At 69.4% G+C, this 20,440-nt stretch carries 17 protein-coding genes; 9 read left to right on the top strand and 8 right to left on the bottom strand.

Going from position 1 to position 20,440, the window contains the following annotated elements; all coding sequences use genetic code 11:
• Positions 1 to 156: 156 nt before the first annotated feature.
• The 5 genes from MKK65_RS19260 to mutS all read left to right on the top strand — a co-directional run bounded on the left by MKK65_RS19260 (position 157) and on the right by mutS (position 6,624).
• Entirely contained in the window at positions 157 to 1,890 is a 1,734-nt protein-coding gene (locus tag MKK65_RS19260) for a patatin-like phospholipase family protein (RefSeq protein ID WP_243959785.1), read from the top strand.
• A 213-nt stretch (positions 1,891 to 2,103) separates the two neighbouring features.
• The gene (locus tag MKK65_RS31255; protein ID WP_279596843.1) at positions 2,104 to 2,229 is read left to right on the top strand and encodes a hypothetical protein; all 126 of its coding nucleotides are present in this window, start codon (positions 2,104 to 2,106) and stop codon (positions 2,227 to 2,229) included.
• Between the two features lie 56 nt (positions 2,230 to 2,285).
• Positions 2,286 to 3,146, top strand: coding sequence for an alpha/beta fold hydrolase (locus MKK65_RS19265; RefSeq protein WP_243959787.1), 861 nt, complete (start codon positions 2,286 to 2,288; stop codon positions 3,144 to 3,146).
• A 309-nt stretch (positions 3,147 to 3,455) separates the two neighbouring features.
• Positions 3,456 to 3,755: a hypothetical protein gene (locus tag MKK65_RS19270; protein WP_058190474.1), complete on the top strand. Its 300-nt coding sequence runs from the start codon at positions 3,456 to 3,458 to the stop codon at positions 3,753 to 3,755.
• Between the two features lie 151 nt (positions 3,756 to 3,906).
• Positions 3,907 to 6,624, top strand: a complete 2,718-nt coding sequence (gene mutS / locus MKK65_RS19275) for a DNA mismatch repair protein MutS (RefSeq protein WP_243959789.1) — start codon at positions 3,907 to 3,909, stop codon at positions 6,622 to 6,624.
• Positions 6,625 to 6,804: 180 nt separating this feature from the next.
• Here mutS and MKK65_RS19280 read toward each other — a convergent pair whose 3' ends face one another.
• Together MKK65_RS19280 and MKK65_RS19285 are read right to left on the bottom strand one after the other, a co-directional pair.
• Positions 6,805 to 7,248, bottom strand: a complete 444-nt coding sequence (locus tag MKK65_RS19280) for a response regulator (protein ID WP_243959791.1) — start codon at positions 7,246 to 7,248, stop codon at positions 6,805 to 6,807.
• 66 nt (positions 7,249 to 7,314) lie between these two features.
• Positions 7,315 to 8,355: a PAS domain-containing protein gene (locus tag MKK65_RS19285; RefSeq protein ID WP_243959835.1), complete on the bottom strand. Its 1,041-nt coding sequence runs from the start codon at positions 8,353 to 8,355 to the stop codon at positions 7,315 to 7,317.
• Positions 8,356 to 8,595: 240 nt separating this feature from the next.
• On the opposite strand from MKK65_RS19285, the gene MKK65_RS19290 reads away from it, so the two are divergent.
• The 3 genes from MKK65_RS19290 to MKK65_RS19300 all read left to right on the top strand — a co-directional run bounded on the left by MKK65_RS19290 (position 8,596) and on the right by MKK65_RS19300 (position 11,833).
• Complete coding sequence (locus MKK65_RS19290; RefSeq protein ID WP_243959793.1) at positions 8,596 to 9,978, top strand: AmpG family muropeptide MFS transporter; 1,383 nt, start codon at positions 8,596 to 8,598, stop codon at positions 9,976 to 9,978.
• A 25-nt stretch (positions 9,979 to 10,003) separates the two neighbouring features.
• Positions 10,004 to 10,942, top strand: a complete 939-nt coding sequence (locus MKK65_RS19295; RefSeq protein ID WP_058190479.1) for an EcsC family protein — start codon at positions 10,004 to 10,006, stop codon at positions 10,940 to 10,942.
• A 231-nt stretch (positions 10,943 to 11,173) separates the two neighbouring features.
• Positions 11,174 to 11,833: an MgtC/SapB family protein gene (locus tag MKK65_RS19300; RefSeq protein ID WP_082643100.1), complete on the top strand. Its 660-nt coding sequence runs from the start codon at positions 11,174 to 11,176 to the stop codon at positions 11,831 to 11,833.
• Between the two features lie 3 nt (positions 11,834 to 11,836).
• Here MKK65_RS19300 and ilvA read toward each other — a convergent pair whose 3' ends face one another.
• The 5 genes from ilvA to MKK65_RS19325 form a co-directional block, all read right to left on the bottom strand.
• Positions 11,837 to 13,360 carry a threonine ammonia-lyase, biosynthetic gene (gene ilvA / locus MKK65_RS19305; RefSeq protein WP_243959795.1) on the bottom strand — a complete coding sequence of 508 codons (1,524 nt, stop codon included), beginning with the start codon at positions 13,358 to 13,360 and terminating at the stop codon, positions 11,837 to 11,839.
• Positions 13,361 to 13,442: 82 nt separating this feature from the next.
• Positions 13,443 to 13,790, bottom strand: coding sequence for a diacylglycerol kinase (locus MKK65_RS19310; protein WP_243959797.1), 348 nt, complete (start codon positions 13,788 to 13,790; stop codon positions 13,443 to 13,445).
• A complete protein-coding gene (locus MKK65_RS19315) occupies positions 13,787 to 14,845 on the bottom strand; it encodes an AbrB family transcriptional regulator (protein WP_243959799.1) in 1,059 nt (352 codons plus the stop codon). Before MKK65_RS19315 ends, MKK65_RS19310 begins: the two co-directional genes overlap by 4 nt.
• A 351-nt stretch (positions 14,846 to 15,196) precedes the next feature.
• Positions 15,197 to 16,687: an argininosuccinate lyase gene (locus MKK65_RS19320; protein WP_243959801.1), complete on the bottom strand. Its 1,491-nt coding sequence runs from the start codon at positions 16,685 to 16,687 to the stop codon at positions 15,197 to 15,199.
• A 328-nt stretch (positions 16,688 to 17,015) separates the two neighbouring features.
• Positions 17,016 to 17,945 carry a LysR substrate-binding domain-containing protein gene (locus MKK65_RS19325; RefSeq protein ID WP_243959803.1) on the bottom strand — a complete coding sequence of 310 codons (930 nt, stop codon included), beginning with the start codon at positions 17,943 to 17,945 and terminating at the stop codon, positions 17,016 to 17,018.
• A gap of 137 nt (positions 17,946 to 18,082) precedes the next feature.
• On the opposite strand from MKK65_RS19325, the gene MKK65_RS19330 reads away from it, so the two are divergent.
• On the top strand, positions 18,083 to 19,672 hold the full coding sequence (locus MKK65_RS19330; RefSeq protein ID WP_243959805.1) for a catalase: 1,590 nt from the start codon (positions 18,083 to 18,085) through the stop codon (positions 19,670 to 19,672).
• 100 nt (positions 19,673 to 19,772) lie between these two features.
• Here the strand turns inward: MKK65_RS19330 and MKK65_RS19335 are convergent, their stop codons facing one another.
• On the bottom strand, positions 19,773 to 20,270 hold the full coding sequence (locus tag MKK65_RS19335) for a BA14K family protein (protein WP_243959808.1): 498 nt from the start codon (positions 20,268 to 20,270) through the stop codon (positions 19,773 to 19,775).
• Positions 20,271 to 20,440: the final 170 nt, after the last annotated feature.

The raw sequence follows: 20,440 nt of genomic DNA on the forward strand, positions 1-20,440 counted from the left end.
GCCGTGGCGGCGCGAAGAGCGAACCGTTTCAGATGCGTACGAACCCTCGCAGACCGTCTCGGCCGCTGAACCGCTATCGTGACACACGGCGAATGCGCACCGAGAGGGTGCGATGCGGGCGTATTGGATGGCGGGCGTGACCGGGGCCAGGCGGGCGTGAGCCATCCCGAGATCCCGTTCCTCGCCGATCTCGACGCCGCGGCGATCGAAGCAGTGCGCGCCCGCATGATCGCCATGACGGTGCCGGGGGGCCGGACCCTGTTCGAGCAGGGCGACGCCGGAGACGCGCTTTATACCCTGGTCTCCGGCGCAGTTGGCGTCTCGACCCGCGACCACCACGGGGTCCAGAGTCGGATCGCCCGGCTGCGCCCGCCCGCGATCTTCGGCGAGATGGCGTTGCTCTCCGATGCGCCGCGGGCGGCGACCGTAACGGCCCTGCGCGATTCACAGATCCTGTGCCTCACCCGCGCGGCCTTCGAGGCCGTGATCGCCGAGCATCCGCACACGCTCCTGTATTTCGCTCGGATGCTCGCCGAGCGCCTGCGTACGCTCTACGAGGGGCATTCGGTATTTCATGCACCGCGCACCTTCGTGATGATGGCCGTCACCGACGGCCCGGATCCCGAACCGTTCGCGCAAGCCTTCGCCTCCGCCCTCGACGCCATCCTGCCTGGGGTAACCGGTTGCCTGAGTCGGCTGCCGGAGGGTGCAGACGAGGACTGGGTCCATGCCTTCGAGGCCCGTCATGCGCGGACGGTGTTCGTAGCCCGGGACATCGAGGGCCCCTGGTCCCGGCTGAGCCAACGCCTGGGCGATCACGTCCTGCTGCTGGCCGAGCCCGGGGCACCGCCGCGTCCGGGAGCGACCGCCTATCTGGAACGGGTGCGGTCGGACTGGATCCGTATGGACTTGGTCGTGCGTCAGGATCTTCAGGCGCTGCGGCCCAGGGCCCTGCATCCAGCCGTGGCGGACCTGCCCACGGCGATGCGGATCCAGCTTCGCCCCGGTCGGCCGGACGATATCGGCCGGCTGGCCCGGCTCACCAGCGGCCTGGGGCGCGGGCTCGTGCTGGGCGGAGGCGGTGCGCGAGCGCTCGCCCATCTCGGCGTGCTCCGGGCGCTGGATGACGTGGGCTGCGCGCCGGACTTCGTGGGCGGCACCAGCATGGGCGCGGTCATCGCCGCCAGCCTCGCCATGGGTTGGAGCGTTGCAGAGATTTGCGCACAGACCGAGGCGACCTTCACGGGCCGCAACCCGATCAACGACTACACGCTTCCGATTCACGCCCTGACCCGGGGCGCAAAGGTCGATGCCAGCCTCGCTGAGCGCTACGGCGGCACGCGCATCGAGGATCTGTGGCTGCCGTTCTTCTGCGTGTCGTCAAATCTGACGACCGGGCGGGCCATGATTCATCGGGCGGGCGACCTGCCGAAGGCGCTGCGGGCCAGCATCGCCATCCCGGGGCTGCTGCCACCCGTCCTGTGCGACGAGGGCGTGCTGGTCGACGGCGGCATGATGAACAACGTCCCGGCGGATGTCGCAGCCGCGCTGGAGCGCGGCCCGGTTCTGGCCGTCGATGTCGGCAGCGACCGCGCGTTCCAGGATATGCCCACCCGCGGCTGGCGCGGCCGGCTTCTGCGTCGGCTCATCGGCTCTCCGGTGGCGATGCCGGGCCTGGCCCCGCTCCTGTTGCGCGCTGCCACCGTCTCAAGCGACGCGCAGACCATGGTGGCGGCCGCCCATGCCACGGCCCTCCTCAAGCCGCCGTTAGCCGGCATTGATCTGCGGGCTTGGTCAAGTTTCCGGGAATCCGCGGAACTCGGCTATCAGGACACCCGCGCGAAGATCGCAGCCGGCCATCTGTCACAGTGGCTGGAGCCGATGCGTTAGATCGCTGACGTGGCGCGCAGTCGGATAGACGTGTGCCAGCGCACTGCGGGGACCGGCGTTGGGTAACCGTATGCCCCAGGCAACGATCTTCCCGGGAGAGACGACACGTCGAGCCTGAAGATCATGATGACTCACTCTCCAATACTGAATGCCGTGGCCGATACGAGCTCCACGCAAAGCCAACGGGACGGTGTAGGGTCGCCCCATGTCCCGGTGACCGGTACCCTGCTGCACGGCGCGGCCTTCGTCCTGCTCTGCCTCTGGACGCGGTCCTCCCCAGACCGGCTCAGGGACCAGCTCAACGCCGAGGGTGGCGCCTGTGCGCTCCTCGGCTTCTGACGGCGAAGCGTAGCGACATTGCGTGACCCTCTCGGAATGACGGAGCACCGGACCTGATGACGGATGTGGCGGGCGTTGCCTTTCGCCGGGTCGGCCTACCGGAGGTGAGCCTGCATGTGGCCGAGGCCGGTCCGGAGGCGGGGCCGCTGACCATTCTGCTCCATGGCTTTCCGGAGTTCTGGTACGGCTGGCGCCATCAAATCGGACCGCTATCCGAGGCGGGCCTGCGTCTCGTCATACCGGACCAGCGTGGCTATGGCCTGAGCGACAAACCGCACGGCGTGGGCGCCTATCATTTGGACAAGCTGGCCGCCGTCGTAATTGCTCTGGCCGACGCCCGCGGCTTCGCAACGATACGCCTTGTCGGCCACGATTGGGGCGGGCTCGTCGCGTGGTGGGTGGCAAGCCACTATCCCGACCGGATCGCGCGGCTCGCGATCCTCAACGCGCCACATCCGGGTGTCGTCGGTTCCTATATCCGCCGCCACCCCGGTCAGTGGCTGCGGAGTTCCTATGTCGAATTGTTCCAGCTGCCCGTCTTGCCGGAGCAACTCCTCAAGATGGATCGGTGCCGGGCCCTGCGGCACGCACTGACAAGCACCAGCCGACCGGGCGCCTTCGCGCCGTCGGACCTCGACCGCTACGTTGCGGCGTGGCTGCAGCCAGGCGCGATGACGGCCATGCTGAACTGGTATCGCGCCCTGGCCCAGTTGCGACGGACCGAGCCGCCGCGAGTCCGCGCGCCGACCCTGATCCTGTGGGGCGAGCAGGATACCGCCTTGCAACCCGGCCTCGCCGAAGCCAGCCTTGACCTGTGCGATGACGGGCGGATCGCTTGGTTCCCGCAAGCCACCCATTGGCTCGCCCACGAGGAGCCGGCGACCGTGAACACGGCACTGCAGGACTTCTTGGCCTAGCCGTCTTCTTCGGGGGATGCGCAACCCATTTCAAGGATCGGCCGATTTTAGCGGAACCGGTATCGGCATCGCAAGCGATCCCGAAGTCTCGACTGTGTAATCAGGCAGCCCTCGACGCCCCAGAAGTTGTATCAGCACAGTTAAAATTTGGCTTATGGTCGACTAACGACTTCGATACGGCCCAGAGGGCACCTTAATCCATACCCTTTGTCAGATTGCACCGAAGCATTTTTCAGCATGTCGCCGGAACATCCTGCCCCAGAAACCATTGAGCTGACACTTCTCGGACCAGACCGGAGCATTTTAAAAATGTCATTTCGTTCCCTCCTGACCGCCGGCCTGTTCTTCGGCGGTCTCCTCGCCGGAACAGCCGCGGTTCAGGCGACGCCTGCCATGCCACAGCCGGGCCTAGCCCCGGCAGACATGGTGGATACGGTCGCGATGCATCACCATCGGCATCATCGGATGCACCGTCACCATTCCACACGACACGAGCGTCGGATGCGCCGCATGAATACGATGCGCCACGGTAACCCGAACGCGAAGAACCCCGCCCTGCGCGGCTACCAGCAGAACCTGGGCAACACCACCGGTGGCCCGCGCTACTGAGCCGTCTCGCCTAATTCGAAGGAAAGCCCGGCGCCCATAGCGCCGGGCTTTCTGTTTCGCGGACGCCTCATCCACCGGTGGTGGCGGCTTCTCCCCAGGCGCGTCGCCCCACACGGACTGATTCGCCTGCGGCACTCTGCTAAGAGGCGGCATGGCCCGAACCGCCGTCCGCCCCGCCCCCGAAATGCCACCCGCCGCCGCCCTGGATCCGGCCGGCGCCACGCCCATGATGGCGCAGTATATCGAGATCAAGGCGGCCAATCCCGATTGCCTCCTGTTCTACCGGATGGGCGATTTCTACGAGCTGTTCTTCGGCGACGCGGAGATCGCCTCCCGGGCGCTCGGCATCGTGCTGACCAAGCGTGGCCGCCACGGCGGCGCCGAGATCCCGATGTGCGGCGTCCCGGTGGACCGGGCCGACGATTACCTCAGCCGCCTCATCGCCATGGGCAACCGGGTGGCCGTCTGCGAGCAGACTGAGGATCCCGCCGAAGCCAAGCGGCGCGGGCCGAAATCGGTTGTTCGGCGCGAGGTCGTGCGCCTCGTCACGCCGGGCACCATCACCGAGGACCGCCTGCTCGACCCGGCGCGTGCCAACCTGCTGCTGGCGATCGGGCGGCGCAAGACGGGAGAGGGCGCCACCGCCTATGGCTTGGCCGCGATCGACATCTCCACCGGCCGCTTTTCCCTGAGCGAGGTACCCGCCGGTGATCTCGCAGGCGCAATCGCCCGGCACGATCCGCGCGAGATCGTCCTGTCCGAGGCAATTCATGCCGATCCGGCGCTGGCGCGGATCTGGCAGGAGAGCCGGGCCGCCATCGTCCCACTGGCCCAGGCGGAGCTGGAGCCTGCGGCGGCCGAGCGGCGCGTGCGCGAACAATACGGCGTCTCGACGCTCGACGGCTTCGGCAGCTTTACCCGAGCCGAGATTCAGGCGGCCGGAACCGGGCTCCTGTACATCGCTCGGACGCAGCTCGCTGCCCGGGCGCCCCTGTCGGTACCGACCCGCGAAGAGGCCGGGTCGACGCTGGCCATTGATGCCGCGACCCGCGCCAACCTCGAGCTGACCCGTACGCTCTCAGGCGAGCGGACTGGCAGCCTGCTCGATACGGTCGACCGGACGGTGACCGCCAACGGTGCCCGGCTGCTCGCCGAGCGCTTGGCTGGGCCGCTGACCGATCTGGCGGGGATCGCGCAGAGGCACGAGACCGTTGCGTATCTCGCCGAGGATCACGCCCTGCGTCGGGCGATCCGCGAGACGCTGGCCCGGGCGCCCGACCTGGCCCGGGCGCTGTCCCGGGTGGGCCTGGGACGCGGCGGCCCGCGCGATTTGGCGGCGATCCGCGACGGGCTGATGGCGGCGGCCGGGCTCGGCGCGGTGCTGACGCGGGCGGGGGCAGCGACAGCCGAGCTCACCGCGATCGCCGAGGCTCTGGGCGCGTCCGATCCGGACTTGGCGGACACGTTGCGGCGGGCGCTGGCCGACGAGCTGCCGCTGTCCCGGCGGGACGGCGGCTTCATCCGGACGGGTTACTCGGACGAGATCGATGAGGCTCGACTGCTCGGCCAGGATTCGCGCAAGGTCGTGGCGGCGCTCCAGGCCCGCTACGCCGAGGAGACGGGCTGCCGGACCCTGCGGATCAAGCACAACAACCTGCTCGGGTTTTTCATAGAAGTACCGCAATCGGTGGGCGAGGCCTGCCTCAAGGGATTGCAGCGGGACTTCGTGCATCGGCAGACCATGGTCGACGCGATGCGCTTCACCAGCGTTGAATTGGGCGATCTCGAGCGAAGGATCTCCGGCGCTTCGGACCGCGCGCTCGCCCTGGAATCGAAGATCTTCGACGAATTGGCCAACCGTATCGTCGAACAGTCTTCGCAGACTGCGCAGGTCGCCGAAGCCCTGGCGGCGGTCGACGTCGCGGCCAGCAACGCCGAGCTGGCGGTCGAACTCGATTGGCGCCGGCCGGAAGTGGACGATTCCCTGGCCTTCGCCATCACCGGCGGACGGCATCCTGTGGTTGAGGCGGCCCTGCGCCGGGCCGGCGAGCCGTTCATCGCCAACGATTGCGACCTGTCGGGTGAGACGCGGGGCCGGATCCGGCTGATCACCGGCCCGAACATGGGCGGCAAGTCGACCTTCCTGCGCCAGAACGCGCTGATCGCGGTGCTGGCCCAGATGGGCGCCTTCGTACCGGCCGCGTCGGCGCGGATCGGCCGGGTCGACCGGCTGTTCTCCCGAGTCGGCGCGGCGGACGACCTAGCGCGGGGGCAATCGACCTTCATGGTCGAGATGGTCGAGACCGCCGCGATCCTCAATCAGGCCACCCGCCGCTCCCTGGTGATCCTCGACGAGATCGGCCGCGGCACGGCGACCTTCGACGGGCTGTCGATCGCCTGGGCTTGCCTGGAGCATCTGCACGAGGCCAATGCCTGCCGGGCGCTGTTCGCCACCCATTTCCACGAGCTGACCGCTTTGGGCGATCGGCTGGCGCGGCTCGACAACGCCACCCTCAAGGTGGCCGAGCACCGGGACGGCGTGGTGTTCCTGCACGAGGTGGTGCCGGGCATCGCCGAGCGCAGCTACGGCCTGCAGGTGGCACGGCTCGCCGGTTTGCCGGGCAGCGTCGTGGCGCGCGCCGGGGCGATCCTCAAGAGCCTGGAAAAGGCCGAGCGGGGGCGCCCGGCCCGGGCCAAGATCGACGACCTGCCGCTGTTTGCGGCATTGGCCCCGCCGCCACCGCCGGAGCCCCCGGCGGAGGATCCCCTGGGGGCGCTCCTCGACACCATCGATCCGGATGCGCTGACGCCCCGGGAAGCGCTGGATGCACTTTACCGACTCAAGCGGGAACGGGCGGAGAAGCGGTGATTTTGGGGGGCGTGGGGCTAATCCCACCCGGGCCCTTGTCCCGAGGCGGCCGGATCCACGGGCCTCGAAGGAGATTTTCAGAGATCGCGCGGTTGGCTGGAGGCCTCCTTCGAGGCCTCCGCTGCGCTCCAGCCCCTCTGGATGAGGGGGTTTGATCGGAAAATCCGGTGTCCGAAAAAACTACGGCGCCGGTGCGAAGTGAAACCCATCCGGGGCGACGTGCTGCTGTGCCCGGCCGGCGCGCCGGTCGGCGACCCAGTCCAGGATGCTGGCGACCACGCGCTCGGAATAGGGTTTCGCGATCACCCCGATGGCCCCTGCAAAGTCCGCAGGGATGCGCTTGGAATTGGCGGTCATGAACACCACGGTGATCCGCGGGTCGGCGGCCAGCGCCCGGGCGACCTCCACGCCGGTGGGTCCGTCGACCAAGTGGATGTCCACGAAGGCGACGTCGGGTTCGGCCGAGCGTCCTAACGCGATCGCCTCCGCTGAACTGCCAGCGATACCGACCGTGACATGCCCGAGTTCGTCGAGCAGGCATTCAAGTTCGAGCGCGATCAGCACCTCATCCTCGACCACGAGGATGCGGAGCGCAGCATCCGCGCCGGCGTTCCCACCCCTCATGCGATCTCCCTTTTGGTGTCTCGACCGCTGAGCTTGGCGCGAGCTTGAAGCGTTTGGCCCGAATTCTCAAGCCGGCAGTTGGAGCGGGATATCGATCTCGACATGGGTGCCGGGCCCGGCATCGGCCCAGGCGATGGTCCCGCGCAGCTGGCGGACCACCATTTCCACCAGATTCCGGCCGAAGCCCGCGGGGTTCGGCGCGGCCGCCGCCAAGCCGACGCCGTCGTCCCGGATCGTCAGCTGCATGCCGGCCTCGGTGCGGCGGGCCGTGATCGAGACGCGTCCCTCGCGCGCGTTCGGGAAGGCATGGCGCAGGGCGTTGGCGGTCAGCTCGTGGATCAGCAGGGCCAGCGGCGCCGCCATCGCGGCGGCCACCGCGATCGGCTCGACCTCGGCCTCGACCCGCTGCTTGTCGTGATCGAGCCCGGCATTCACGTCGGACAGGAACTCGGCCGCGAAATCGCCGAGGTTGAAATGGGTGCAGTCGCCCTCCGAGTAGAGCATCCGGTGCGCGGTCGAGAGGGCGCCGATCCGCTCGGCCATGCCCTGGAGCGCGTCCCGCGCATCGCCCTCCGGAGTGCGACGGGCCTTGAGCAGCATCAGCGAGGAGATCACCTGAAGATTGTTCTTCACCCGGTGATCGACCTCGTGGAGCAGGGCCGTCTTCTGCTCCAGGGCGGCGCTCAGGTCGTGGGTGCGGGCCGCCACCAAGCGCTCGAGCTCGTCGTTGGTGACGCGCATCGTCACCTCGCGCTCGCGGGTGTGCGTCATGTCGGCCTGCGCCGCGTAGAAATACGCGAGACCGGCCGCGTCGTGGACCGGCGTGATCGTCATCGCGCTCCAATAGGTGGAGCCATCCTTGCGGTAGTTCAGCAGCTCGGCCGTGACGGGATTGCCGGCCTCGACGGCGGTCCGGATCCGAGCGATCTCGGCCGGATCGGTTCCCAGTCCCTGAAGCATGCGGCAGTTGCGCCCCAGAAGCTCGTCGGCGTCGAACCCGGTCAGTTCCAGGAACGCGTCGTTGGCCCAGGAGATCGGGTTGTCGGGCGCGCGCGCGTCCGTGATGACCATCGGGGATGGACTGCGCGCGAAGGCATCGACCAGCATCGCATGCGGCGGACTGGGCTCGAGAGGGGCACTCAACACATCATTCCACACTTGGTCGACACGATTTGAGCCAGCGGCGGCCCCCTGCGCGCTCCGCGGCTGCGGAACGTGGACACCACGTTAAGCATGCTTCGACCATGATAAAGGCGCTCGGCCTCCCGATTCAGCCGAGACCCGAACGGCCCAAGGCTGCCACGATTTCGCGAGATCAAGGCCAATAGGGCTCAGGAGTTCCATACCATGGGCAACCCGCCACAGGCTTTGCGTCGCTTTCATCTGCGCGACATCGTCGAGGACCGGCGGATCATACTGATGCTGGCGCTCGGATTCTCCTCCGGGCTGCCGCTGCTGCTGGTGCTCGGGACCTTCACGCTCCGGCTCGCCTTCTCGGATATCGACGTGCGGGCGATCGGCCTGTTCAGCTACGTGGCCCTGCCGTACTCGCTGAAATTCCTGTGGGCGCCGGCGATCGACCGGCTGAACGTGCCGGTCCTGAGCAGGCGGCTCGGCCGGCGCAGGGCCTGGATGGTGACGACGCAGGCCGCCGTCGCCGCGTGCCTGATCCTGATGGCCTTCTCGGACCCGAACACCAATCTGGCCCTACTCGGTCTCGGGGCCTTTCTGGTGGCCTTCTGCGCGGCCAGCCAGGACGTGGTGGTGGATGGCTGGCGCATCGACGCGGCCGGCAGCGACTTCCAGGGCATCCTGGCGGCGACCTCGAACCTCGGCTACCGGCTCGGGCTGATCGCGGCCGGGGCCGGGGCCCTGTTCATCGCCTCGGCCGGAGGCTGGACGCTCGCCTACCTGATCATGGCCGCCCTGATGCTGGTGGGCATGATCGCCGCGCTTCTGGCGCCGGCCTTCGACGCGCCGCCGCGGGTCCAGGCGGATGCGACCGGCCATTCCCGGTTCTGGTCGATGCGCCGGGCCGTGCTCGAGCCGCTGACCGAGCTGCACGGCCGCTTCGGTGGCGCGCTCTGGGGTATCCTGCTGCTGGTGGCCCTCTACCGCCTGCCGGACTTTCTGTCGGGGGTGATGGCGAGCCCATTGTACCGGGCACTCGGCTTCGACCTGAAGGAGATTGCCACCGTCACCAAGCTCTATGGCATCTGGGTCGGGATCGCGGGCGGCTTCGCGGGCGGTTGGGCGCTGGCCCGGATGGGTCTATTCCCGACCCTCCTCCTCGGTGCCTTCCTGGCGGCGTCCTCGCATCTCGCCTTCGCGTGGCTCTCGGCCGGCGCCCCCGAGATCTGGCGCTTGACGATCGCGATCTCGATCGAGAACTTCTGCGGCTCCTTCGCGGGCATCGTCCTCATCGCCTACATGTCCAGCCTCACCAGCACGGCCTATGCGGCGACGCAGTACGCGCTGTTCTCCTCACTCTACGCCCTGCCGGGCAAACTGGTCGCAGGCTCCTCGGGGTTCGTGGTCGCGGCGATCGGCTATCCGGCCTTCTTCGTCATGACCTCGCTGGTCGGGATCCCGGTGCTGATCCTGTGCCTCGCGGTCGGGCGACGCGGGCGGCGGCAGGACGAGGCCGCCGCGCGGGCGTCCGAGGAAGCGGGGAACCGCATCCCGGCGCCCGAGCTTCCTTCCACGGCGCGGGCCTCCGGCACCGCGTGATGCGACCAGATTCAGGAATTGACGGATGAGCACGAGCGACCTCACTCGCGCCGACGAAACGCTGCCGGCGACGATCCCCGAGACCGCCTTGAGCGAGGCGGACCTCGCTGCGCTGCGCCGGGCCGTGCAGGTGTTGGAGCGGCCGAGCCTCGCCGCCCGCCTGTCCTCGGCCGCCGGTGCCCCCCTCGACATCATCGGCCGCTCTCTGCCCGCTCCGGTCACCGAGGCGGTCGGCCGGTCCACCGAGGCGGCGATGCGCGGCGCGCTGCGGGTCGCCCTGGCGACGCTGCCGCGCACGAACGTGGTCCCCGCCGATGGCACCACGCTCGAGGAGGGCGTCGCCAGGACGGAGAGCCGGCTGACCCGGCTGTTGGGTTCGGGCGATACCAAACACAAGGCCTTCGCGGCGCTCTCCGGCGCCATCGGGGGGGCGTTCGGGCTCGCGACCCTGGCGGTGGAGCTTCCCGTCTCGACCACGCTGATGCTGCGCTCGATCGCCGAGATCGCCCGGGAGGAGGGCGAGGATCTCGAGACGCCGGAAGGCGCCCTGGCCTGTGTCCAGGTCTTCGCGCTGGGCGGCCGCACGGCGGCCGAGAGCGAGGCCGGCTCGGCGCTCACCGAGAGCGGTTACTTCGCTGTGCGCGCGGCCCTGGCCAAGACCCTGTCCGAGGCGGCCCGCTACGCCGGCAGCAAGACCCTGCTCGACCAGTCGGCCCCGGCGCTGATCCGGTTCACCGCGCAGATCGCGGCCCGGTTCGGTCTCGTCGTATCCCAGAAGGTCGCCGCCCAGGCGGTGCCGATCCTGGGCGCCTTCGGCGGCGCCGCGGTGAACACCGCCTTCATGAGCCACTTCCAATCGACCGCCCGCGCGCATTTCACCGTGCGGCGGCTGGAGCGGGCCTATGGTCCGGCCGCCGTCCGGGCGGCCTACGAGGTGGAGAAGGCGGCTCTCGGGGTGGCCTGAGCAGGGGGCTCTCGACGACGACGCCTCGCCGTCATTGCGAGCGCAGCGAAGCAACCTAGCTAGGGCAGCGCGCGATCCCAAGACGTGGCGCGTTTCTGGGTTGCTTCGCTGCGCTTGCAATGACGGAGCACGGTCGAATTCCGAACCCGCCTTGATCCGCACTTCCGGTACCTCCAGAACCGATCCGCGTAACGCGGACAGACGGAGGCGATCCTGATCAGCAACGCGGAGATGGTGACGCGGCTCGCCCTGGCGGCTCTGGCGGGCAGCGTGATCGGGCTGGAGCGGGAGCGGCTGCTCTGGGCGGCGGGCCTGCGGACGCACATGCTCGTGTGCGTCGGCTCCTGCCTGATCATGATCGTTTCGGCCTTCGGCTTCAGCGACGTGCTCGGGACGAAGAACGTCGTGCTCGATCCCTCGCGCATCGCCGCGCAGGTGGTCTCGGGGATCGGGTTCCTCGGGGCCGGCACGATCCTGCTGCGCGGCGAGGTGGTGAAGGGCCTCACCACGGCGGCGAGCCTCTGGGGCGTTGCCGCCATCGGGCTCGCGGTGGGCAGCGGGCTCTACGTGCCGGCCCTGGCGACCACGGCGCTGGTGGTCGGGATCCTGGCCGGGATCAAGCCGTTCGAGGAGCGCTGGCGGGAGCGGATGCGGTCCCAGACCCTGCGGATGACCGTCCGCAAGGGCACCATGTCGATCGACACGCTGCACGACGTCACGGGCGAGCGCGCCTCGCGGGTCCGCCAGTTCACCACCCGCCCGGCCTCGGACCCGGAGCTCGACGAGGTGACCGTCACCTTCGTGCGGCTGTCGCGGACGAGCTTCGAGGCGATCGCCGCGAAGCTGCGTGAGACGGCCGACGTCATCTCGGTCGATACCGTCGGCAGCTGAGGCCTACGCAGCCGCCTCGCCGTCGAGGAACAGGCGATAGGCCGGGTTCTCGGTCTCGTCGGTGGCCGGGTAGCCCAGCGCCTCGATCGCCGCGTCGAACCGGGCGCGCTCGGCCGGCGGCACCGCGATCCCGGCGAGCACCCGGCCGTAATCGGCGCCGTGGTTGCGGTAGTGGAACAGGGTGATGTCGAAGTTCGGGCCCAGGGCGTCCAGGAACTTCATCAGCGCGCCCGGCCGCTCCGGGAACTGGAAGCGGAACAGCCGCTCATGCGCGACGCCCACCGCCCGGCCGCCGACCATGTAGCGGACATGGACCTTGGCCATCTCGTTGTCGCTCATGTCGAGCACCCGGTAGCCGGCCTCACGCAAATCGCCAATCAGCCCCTGCTTCTCGCGCTTGCCCCCCGCGACGTTGATGCCCACGAAGATCTGCGCCTCGGCGCCCGGCGCGTGGCGGTAGTTGAACTCGGTGATCGCCCGCGGCCCGAGCGCCCGTATGAACGCCCGGTAGGCGCCGGGCTGCTCCGGGATGGTGACGCCGAGCAGGACCTCGCGCTGCTCGCCGATCTCCGCCCGCTCGGCGATGTGGCGCAGCCGGTCGAAGTTGAGATTCGCCCCCGACGAGATGGCGATCAGGGTGCCGTCGCCGCCCTCGCGCTCGGCGTAGAGCTTGGCCCCGGCAAGGCTCAGCGCCCCGGAGGGCTCGGAGACGGCGCGGGTGTCGTCGAAGATGTCCTTGACCGCCGCGCACATGGCGTCGGTGTCCACCGTGATGACTTCGTCGAGGTGCTCGCGGCAGAGCCGGAAGGTCTCCTCGCCGGCCTGGCGCACGGCGACGCCGTCGGCGAACAGCCCGACCGTGGGCAGGCTGACCCGCGTGTCGGCGGCCAGGGCCGCGGCCATGCAGGCGGCGTCCTCCGGCTCGACGCCGATCACCTTGGTGCCGGGCCGCAGGTACTTCACGAAGGTCGCGATCCCGGCCGCCAGCCCGCCGCCGCCCACCGGCACGAAGATCGCCTCGATCGGCCCGGTATGCTGCTCCAGGATCTCCTTGCCGATCGTCCCCTGGCCGGCGATCACCTCGGGATCGTCGAACGGGTGCAGGAAGGTCAGGCCCTGTTCGGCCTCCAGAATCTTCGCCTGGGCCAGGGCCTCGTCGAAGGCGTCGCCGTGCAGCACGACCTCGGCGCCGCGCGCCCGGCAGGCATCGACCTTGATCGACGGGGTGGTGCGCGGCATCACGATCACCGCCCGGGCCCCGAGCTTGGCCGCCGCCAGCGCCACGCCCTGCGCATGGTTGCCCGCCGAGGCGCAGACGACGCCCCGGGCGATCTGGTCCGGGCTCAGCCCCGACATCTTGTTGTAGGCGCCCCGCAGCTTGAACGAGAAGACCGGCTGCAGATCCTCGCGCTTCAGGAGCACGGGCCGGCCGAGCCGCTTGGTCATCCGCGGCATCGGATCGAGCGGGCTCTCGATCGCCACGTCGTAGACGCGGGCGGTCAGGATCTTGCGGATGTAGTCGGTCATTGTTTTGGGACTTCGGCGCGTGGCGCGGATGGGCCGAGATAGACCTTCAAAGCGCCAGATGCGAGCGGGGGGCCTGCGGCCCTTACCCCACCCGCTCCACCAGCGCCGCCACCCACACCAGCAGAGCCGCCATCTGCGACATGAAGGTGCCGGCCGAGGCGAGGTCCTTCACGGTGCCGATCATCGGGTGGTGATCCGGGTGGACGTGGTCGCAGAGCTTCTCCACGGCGGTGTTCAGGAACTCGGCGGCCAGCATCAGCAGCAGGCTGACCAGCAGGGCGATCCGGACCCAGAGGGTCGCGCCCAGCAGCAGGGCCACCGGCACGCCGAGCGCCAACAGCACCAGCTCCTGCCGCACCGCCCGCTCGGTGCGGGCGCCGTGGCGCAGGCCGCGCCAGGAATTGAGGAAGGCGAGGACGAGGGCGTTCATCGCGCGGCACCCTCCGGCACCGACCGGCTGATCCACTTGGCGAGCAACGGCCCGGTCAGCAGAACGACGAACAGGCGCAGGGTCTGCACGGCCAGGACGAAGGAGACGTCCGCCTTCGAGCCGACCGCGATGATCGCCACGGAATCGAGCCCGCCCGGGCTGGTGGCCAGCACCGCGGTGAGCAGATCGATCGGCAGCAGGAAGGTCAGGCCCCAGCCCCAGGCGGCGCACAAGGCGATTACGGAAAACGTGGCCGCCAGGATGCCGGGCAGCGCGGAGAAGGTGAGCCGCAGGGTCTCACGGGTGAAGCGCAGGCCGACATAGGCGCCGATGCAGGCATAGGCGAGCTCGAGGATCGGCGCCGGCAGGGACATCCGCACCAGGCCGGTGGCGTGAAGGAGGCTGCCGAGCACCATCGGGCCGATCTGCGCGCCGGCCGGAACCCGCAGGGCCAGGGCCGCGCCGGCGCCGACCACCGCGACGGCCAGCGTCGCCAGCAGCGACAGCGGGCCCGTCACCTCGGCCGCCCCGGCGGCGGCGCCCGGGACCGGCGTCTCCATCAGAAACCGGGCGGCCAGCGAGGCCGAGAACACCACGGCGGCAACCCGGACATATTGCATGAAGGCGACGAGCCGCGGATCCGCGCCGAAATCCTCCGCCATCGCCACCATGGCCGAGGCGCCCCCGGGGGAGGACCCCCAGGCCGCCGTGGTCCCGGGCAGCACCCGCAGCCGGGTGAGGATCCAGCCGACGAGCCCGCTCGCCGCCACCGTCACCAGCACCACGGCCACGATCAGCGGCCCGTCCTCGAACAGGGTCTGGGCGATCTGCCCGGTGACCGCGTGGGCCACCAAGCAGCCGATCATCGCCTGCGCGGCGTTGAAGGCGACGCGCGGCACGTGCAGCCGGGAGCCGCCGACCCCGAAGGTAATCGCCGCGATCATCGGGCCGAGCAACAGGGCCGCCGGGAACTGCGCGAGAACGAGCCCGTACGAGACGGCAGCGGACACGGCGGCGAGGGCGGCCCAGAGGCCGAGTGTTCGAAAGGGGGGCAAGGCGACCGGCGGGGATGCACCCGCACTGATTGCCGGGCGTGAGGGCCGCTACACCGCAATATGGGCTCTGTCACGGCAAAGATTTTTGGGAATGCCGATCTCCGGGCCGGCGAGCTCTGGTGTTCAAACAGGCTTGCATGGGCCCGTTTCTCTCAAACCTGATCATTTCGGCCGCTCGCCGCCCGGCACATGGCTTATCCCACCCACCCCTCATCCTGAGGTGCTGCGCAGCAGCCTCGAAGGAGCCCTCCGGGGATCGCACGGTTGGCTGGAAGACACCTTCGAGGCCCGCTGACGCGGGCTCCTCAGGATGAGGGGATGGGGTTGGACCAGCGTCTCATCGGGCCGATGTCATGGCACCTGGGTGAGCGCCGCGAAGGCTACATCCAATTGGCCGCTTGCCGCCGCGAGCGCCGTGCGGCGATCAGCCAGCCAGGTCCGGTCGGCCGCGAGGCGCGTCCGGGCGGCTTCGAGCATGCGCCGGACCTCCGCGGGCTGTGGGCCGCCGAGGCCCTTGGCGGCGTGGATCATGCCCCGCGCCGACAGGGCCGCCCGGAACCGCGCCTCGTCCAGGGGCAGGTCGGGCTTCAGCCCCGTGCCTGCGGCTGCCTCGGCATAGATCCGCTTCACCTCGGCGAAGGGCAGGTCGGCCGGGCGCAGATCGTGGCTGCGGCCGTAGCCGACCAGCTCGGACGCGAAGTGATGCTCGAGCCGGAACGGCACGTCGGCCTCGCGCTGGAGGGTGTCGGCCAGTTCCGTGGTGGTGGAATAGTCGGCCGCGACCTCATCGGCGGCCCGGTCCCGGTCGATCACCAACCCGTCGAGGACGCGGGTCCAGCGCCGGCAGGTCTCGGCCGCCTCGGAGATGGTCCGGCCCGGAGGCTCGGCCTGATTGCGCTTGTAGTCCGGCATGCCGGACTCGACGTTGTGGGCCATGATGACGAAGGCCTGCGCGGCGCCGACCACGTCGCTCGCCTTCATGCGCAGACCGTAGAGGGCGACGGGATTGCGCTTCTGCGGCATGATGCTGCTCGGGCCCGTCAGCGCGCCCTCGCGCAGCAGGATCCACGGCCGGGTCTGGTGATACTGGGCGTAGAGGTCCTGCGCGAAGCTGCCGGCCGTCGTCGCCAGGTTTGCGGACAAGCCGGTCAGCTCCAGGCCCAGATCCATCGGGGCGAGCTGTCCGGCATCGTAACTGTTCTCCACGGGCGCATCGAAGCCCAGGAGCCCGGCGAGGCGAACGCGGTCGACGGGAAAGCTCGACGTGCCGAGTGCCGCGGCGCCGAGCGGCGACAGGTTCACCCGCGCCCAGCTCTCGCGCAGGCGGTCCGCATCGCGCGCCAGCACGGCAGCATAGCCCAGCAGGGAGTGGCCCAGCGTCGTCGGCTGGGCCTGCACCCCGTTGGTATAGGCCGGGATGATCGTATCGGCCTCCCGCTCGGCGACGGTCAGGAGGGCGGCCCGGGTCTTGTCCAGAGCCTCGGCAAGGTCGAGCAGCCGGTCGCGCTGGTCGAGCTTCAAAACCGTGGGGATGATGTCCTGTCGGCTGCGGCCGGAATGCATCCGCGTGGCGTCGGGGCCCGCAACGGCGGTGATCAGCGGCTCGATCCGCAGGTAGTCATCCGGCCGCTCGGACCCAGGCTTGGCGGCGCCCGCGGCGACCTGATCCAGGGCACGGGCGATCCGCGCGCCGAGGTCTCGCGGGACGATGCCGGCTTCGACAGTCATGACCAGGGAGGCGCGATCGATGGCGTCGATGCGGGCGAAGGTGTCGCGCGGCTCGGCAAGGGCCGCCGCGGGGGTGAGGAGGGCGACCAGGATCGCGATCAGTCTGCGCGGCATGTGCTTGCTCCTCGGCGCCGCCAATGCGCGCCGGCCGGGGCATTCTCCGCGATCCGGCGCGTCTTCACACATCACATTCCGGATCGTGGGTAGGGGGGCTTACCAAGCGGTCTCCAGCATGCCGGCAGTACGGTGCAACGCACGAGCCGGCTGCCGCGTGAATCACACCGTCATTCCGGGGCGGCGCCGCGGAGCCCGGAATCCAGTCACTCCATCGCGTCACAAACAGGCGCTGCCAGCGGCTCTGGATCCCGGGCTCGCCTGCGGCGCCCTGGGATGACGGGGCGTGCCGACGAACGTCCGCGCCCCGGCACTCCATTTTGAAACCCTACGCCGCCCCGTCCCGGCAGGCGGCCGTGCCGGCCGGGGCATGCGCGCGGAAGAACGCCGCAAGGTTGGCCAGCCCGGGCGCGCGCGGGTCGCTCGCCCGCCAGGCCAACGCGATGGTGCGGCCCGGGCCGTCGACGTCGAAGGCTCGGGTGACGGTCAGGCCGGTCGGATCGGGACCTGGGGGCACGGCGAGCGCCGGCAGCAGGGTGTATCCGGACCCGGCCGCCACCATGGAGCGCAGGGTTTCGAGGCTGGTGGCATGGCGCCCCACGGAGGAACCTGCGCCGCAGGCCGCGATCGCCTGGTCGCGCAGGCAATTGCCTTCGTCGAGCAGCAGCAGATCCGGCCCGGCGATCTCGGTGGCCGAGAGAGCGCCGCCGCGGGCCAGGGCGTGCTCGGCCGGGCAGGCGAGCCAAAACGGCTCGACGAAGAGCGGCGCCACCGCCAGCCCGACCGGGGGCAGCGGCAGGGAGACCAAAGCAGCGTCGATGCGCCCGTCGCGCAGGCCCTCGACGATCTCGGCGGTGCGTGATTCGGAGAGCGACAGGACCAGCAGCGGGTATTGCTGACGCAGAGGCCGGAGCACCAGCGGAAAGAAGTAGGGCCCCAACGTCTGGATCGCGGCTAGAACCAGCCGACCGGTGAGCGGCGAGCCCCGCCCCTCGGTGGCCAGCGCCAGCAGGCGCTGGGCCTCGGCCAGGACGATGCGCGATTGCCGGACGATCCCCTGGCCGGCCTCCGTGAGCAGGACCCGGCGGTTCGAACGCTCGAAGAGGGTGAGCCCCAACGCAGCTTCGAGTTTGCGGACTTGAACGCTCAGGGTCGGCTGACTGACGTTGCAGCGCTCGGCCGCCCGACCGAAATGGCCCTCGTCCGCGACGGCCACGACATATTCGAGGTCGCGCAGGGATAGGCCCGAGAGGTTCATAGGCTGCATCTATCACGGCGTTTGCGACGATGCATTGGCCATCCGGCCCGCAAGGGTCCATAACCTCGTAGGAACGGTTCCAGTCTGGCGCGTCGGCCCCATATGCCGGTGACGGACTTCACGGAGATACGAGACGCATGAGCGATCAACGCCCGATTCTCACGACCCGCCAGGGCCACCCGGTCCGCGACAACCAGAGCACCCGCACGGTCGGCGAGCGCGGCCCCGCGACGCTCGAGAACTACCAGTTCATCGAGAAGATCACGCATTTCGACCGTGAGCGGATCCCGGAGCGCGTAGTCCACGCCCGCGGCGCCGGCGCCCACGGCTACTTCGAGGCCTACGGCAAGATCGGCAACGAGCCGGCTTCCAAGTACACCCGCGCCCGGGTGCTGACCGAGACCGGCGTGAAGACGCCGATGTTCGTGCGGTTCTCGACCGTGGCCGGCGCCAAGGAGAGCCCGGAGACCGAGCGCGACCCGCGCGGCTTCGCGGTGAAGTTCAAGACCGTCGACGGCAATTGGGACCTGGTTGGCAACAACCTCAAGGTGTTCTTCATCCGCGACGCGATCAAGTTCCCCGACATGATCCACGCGTTCAAGCCGGACCCGGTGACGAACCGCCAGGAGGCGTGGCGCTTCTTCGACTTCGTGTCGCAGCACCCCGAGTCGATCCACATGGTGACGCATCTCAAGTCGCCCTGGGGCATCCCGGCCAATTACCGTGAGATGGAAGGCTCGGGCGTCAACACCTACAAGCTGGTCAACGACCAGGGCGAGGCCGTGCTCTGCAAGTTCCACTGGGAGCCGAAGCAGGGCGTGCGCAACCTGACCTCGGCGCAGGCCGCGGAGATCCAGGGCAAGGACGTGGGCCACGCGACCCGCGACCTCTACGACAACATCAAGGCCGGCAACTTCCCCGAGTGGGAATTCTGCGTGCAGATCATGCCGGACGGCCCGAACGATCATCTGTCGTTCGATCCGCTGGACGACACGAAGCTGTGGCCGGTCGATCAGTTCCCGCTGCTGCCCTGCGGCCGCATGGTGCTGGACCGGGTGCCGGACAACTTCTTCGCTGAGGTCGAGCAGTCGGCCTTCGGCACCGGCGTGCTGGTCGACGGCATCGACTTCTCGGACGACAAGATGCTGCAGGGCCGGACGCTGTCCTACTCGGACACGCAGCGCTACCGCGTCGGCGCGAACTACCTCCAGCTGCCGATCAACGCGCCGCAGCCCGGCGTGAAGGTCTACTCGAACCAGCGGGACGGCCAGATGACCTATTCGGTCGACGGGACCGGACCGAACAAGCACATCAACTACGAGCCCTCGACCCTTGCCGAGGGCCTGCGCGAGGCCCCGAAGCCGGCGAAGGACTACCACCAGCCGGTGCAGGGCCAGCTCGGCCGCTACCAGACCTCGCGCACCGAGGACGACTACACCCAGGCCGGCGTCCGGTACCGCTCGTTCCAGGATTGGGAGCGGGACGACCTGATCGCCAACCTGGTCGGCGACATGAAGCAGTGCCCGGAGCCGATCCAGCTGCGGATGGTCTGGCACTTTTGGCACGCCGACGAGGATTACGGCCGCCGCGTCGCCGAAGGTGCGGGCATCGACCTGGAGAAGGCCAAGGCCCTGCCGCCGCTGCCGGGGCGTGCCGCTCCGCACAAGCGTCTGCAGGCCGAGACCTACACGGACGGCTCCCAGGCCCACCGGGTCGCCGCCGAGTAAGTTTCTTACGCGGCGCCGGTCCGGCCCTGAATGAGAAGGCCCCGCGGATGCGAATCCGCGGGGCCTTTCTTTTGTCCGGCTCCCGACGCGTCGTTCCCGCTCAGGGGCAATGCCGGCGGATATGGCCCCTGCCGAGATAGGTCTGCGTCACCGGATCGTAGGTCCTGAAACGGCGGGCGCAGTCCGCGATGGCGGCGTCGAGATCGGCTGGACCCTCCTCGATCACGGGCGCCACCTCGGCTGGCGCCACGTGGACCGGGGGCCGGTAGATCCGCGGCGCGTAGACATACGCATCGTCGAAGAACGGATCACCGAAATCGCCCCAGAGGCTGCCCAGGCCGACGCCGAGCCCGAGGCCGGCGAGACCGTACCCGTAAGCGGCGCCATACCAGGGCCGGTAGGCGTCCGGGCGTCGGTAGGCGAATCCGGGCCGATACGGCGGCCGCCCGACAATCGCGGGGCCTGGTCGGACCGGGCCCAGGGGCCGCCCCCAGGCGCCGACGCGGGTCCCGAGCCCGCCGGGGATACCGGGCCCGAGACCGCGCGCCTCGGCACAAGGCATCGCCAACGTGAGCACGAGGATTGCGGTGGAAGCCAAGCGGAGGGTCGATCGGTGGATTCGGATCATGAGGCTTACCCGGCACACAGCGCCGGTCGCGCCCGCAGGCGGACCCGGCGCAATACTCCGAGTTATCGTGATCCGGATGCAGCCTTCGTCAAGAGGCCGTCGCCCCTTGCTCCGGGTATCGCAGCTGCGTTTGTCGGGCC

Source organism: Methylobacterium sp. J-001 (assembly GCF_022829565.1).
Taxonomy (GTDB): domain Bacteria; phylum Pseudomonadota; class Alphaproteobacteria; order Rhizobiales; family Beijerinckiaceae; genus Methylobacterium.

What these genes read in the sequence shown, in the direction of transcription:
- MKK65_RS19265 (WP_243959787.1), top strand. Translation starts at nt 2,286, where the DNA reads ATGACGGATGTGGCGGGCGTTGCCTTTCGCCGGGTCGGCCTACCGGAG.
- MKK65_RS19270 (WP_058190474.1), top strand. Translation starts at nt 3,456, where the DNA reads ATGTCATTTCGTTCCCTCCTGACCGCCGGCCTGTTCTTCGGCGGTCTC.
- mutS (WP_243959789.1), top strand. Translation starts at nt 3,907, where the DNA reads ATGGCCCGAACCGCCGTCCGCCCCGCCCCCGAAATGCCACCCGCCGCC.
- MKK65_RS19280 (WP_243959791.1), bottom strand. Translation starts at nt 7,248, where the DNA reads ATGAGGGGTGGGAACGCCGGCGCGGATGCTGCGCTCCGCATCCTCGTG.
- MKK65_RS19285 (WP_243959835.1), bottom strand. Translation starts at nt 8,355, where the DNA reads ATGCTGGTCGATGCCTTCGCGCGCAGTCCATCCCCGATGGTCATCACG.
- MKK65_RS19290 (WP_243959793.1), top strand. Translation starts at nt 8,596, where the DNA reads ATGGGCAACCCGCCACAGGCTTTGCGTCGCTTTCATCTGCGCGACATC.
- MKK65_RS19295 (WP_058190479.1), top strand. Translation starts at nt 10,004, where the DNA reads ATGAGCACGAGCGACCTCACTCGCGCCGACGAAACGCTGCCGGCGACG.
- MKK65_RS19300 (WP_082643100.1), top strand. Translation starts at nt 11,174, where the DNA reads ATGGTGACGCGGCTCGCCCTGGCGGCTCTGGCGGGCAGCGTGATCGGG.
- ilvA (WP_243959795.1), bottom strand. Translation starts at nt 13,360, where the DNA reads ATGACCGACTACATCCGCAAGATCCTGACCGCCCGCGTCTACGACGTG.
- MKK65_RS19310 (WP_243959797.1), bottom strand. Translation starts at nt 13,790, where the DNA reads ATGAACGCCCTCGTCCTCGCCTTCCTCAATTCCTGGCGCGGCCTGCGC.
- MKK65_RS19320 (WP_243959801.1), bottom strand. Translation starts at nt 16,687, where the DNA reads ATGCCGCGCAGACTGATCGCGATCCTGGTCGCCCTCCTCACCCCCGCG.
- MKK65_RS19325 (WP_243959803.1), bottom strand. Translation starts at nt 17,945, where the DNA reads ATGAACCTCTCGGGCCTATCCCTGCGCGACCTCGAATATGTCGTGGCC.
- MKK65_RS19330 (WP_243959805.1), top strand. Translation starts at nt 18,083, where the DNA reads ATGAGCGATCAACGCCCGATTCTCACGACCCGCCAGGGCCACCCGGTC.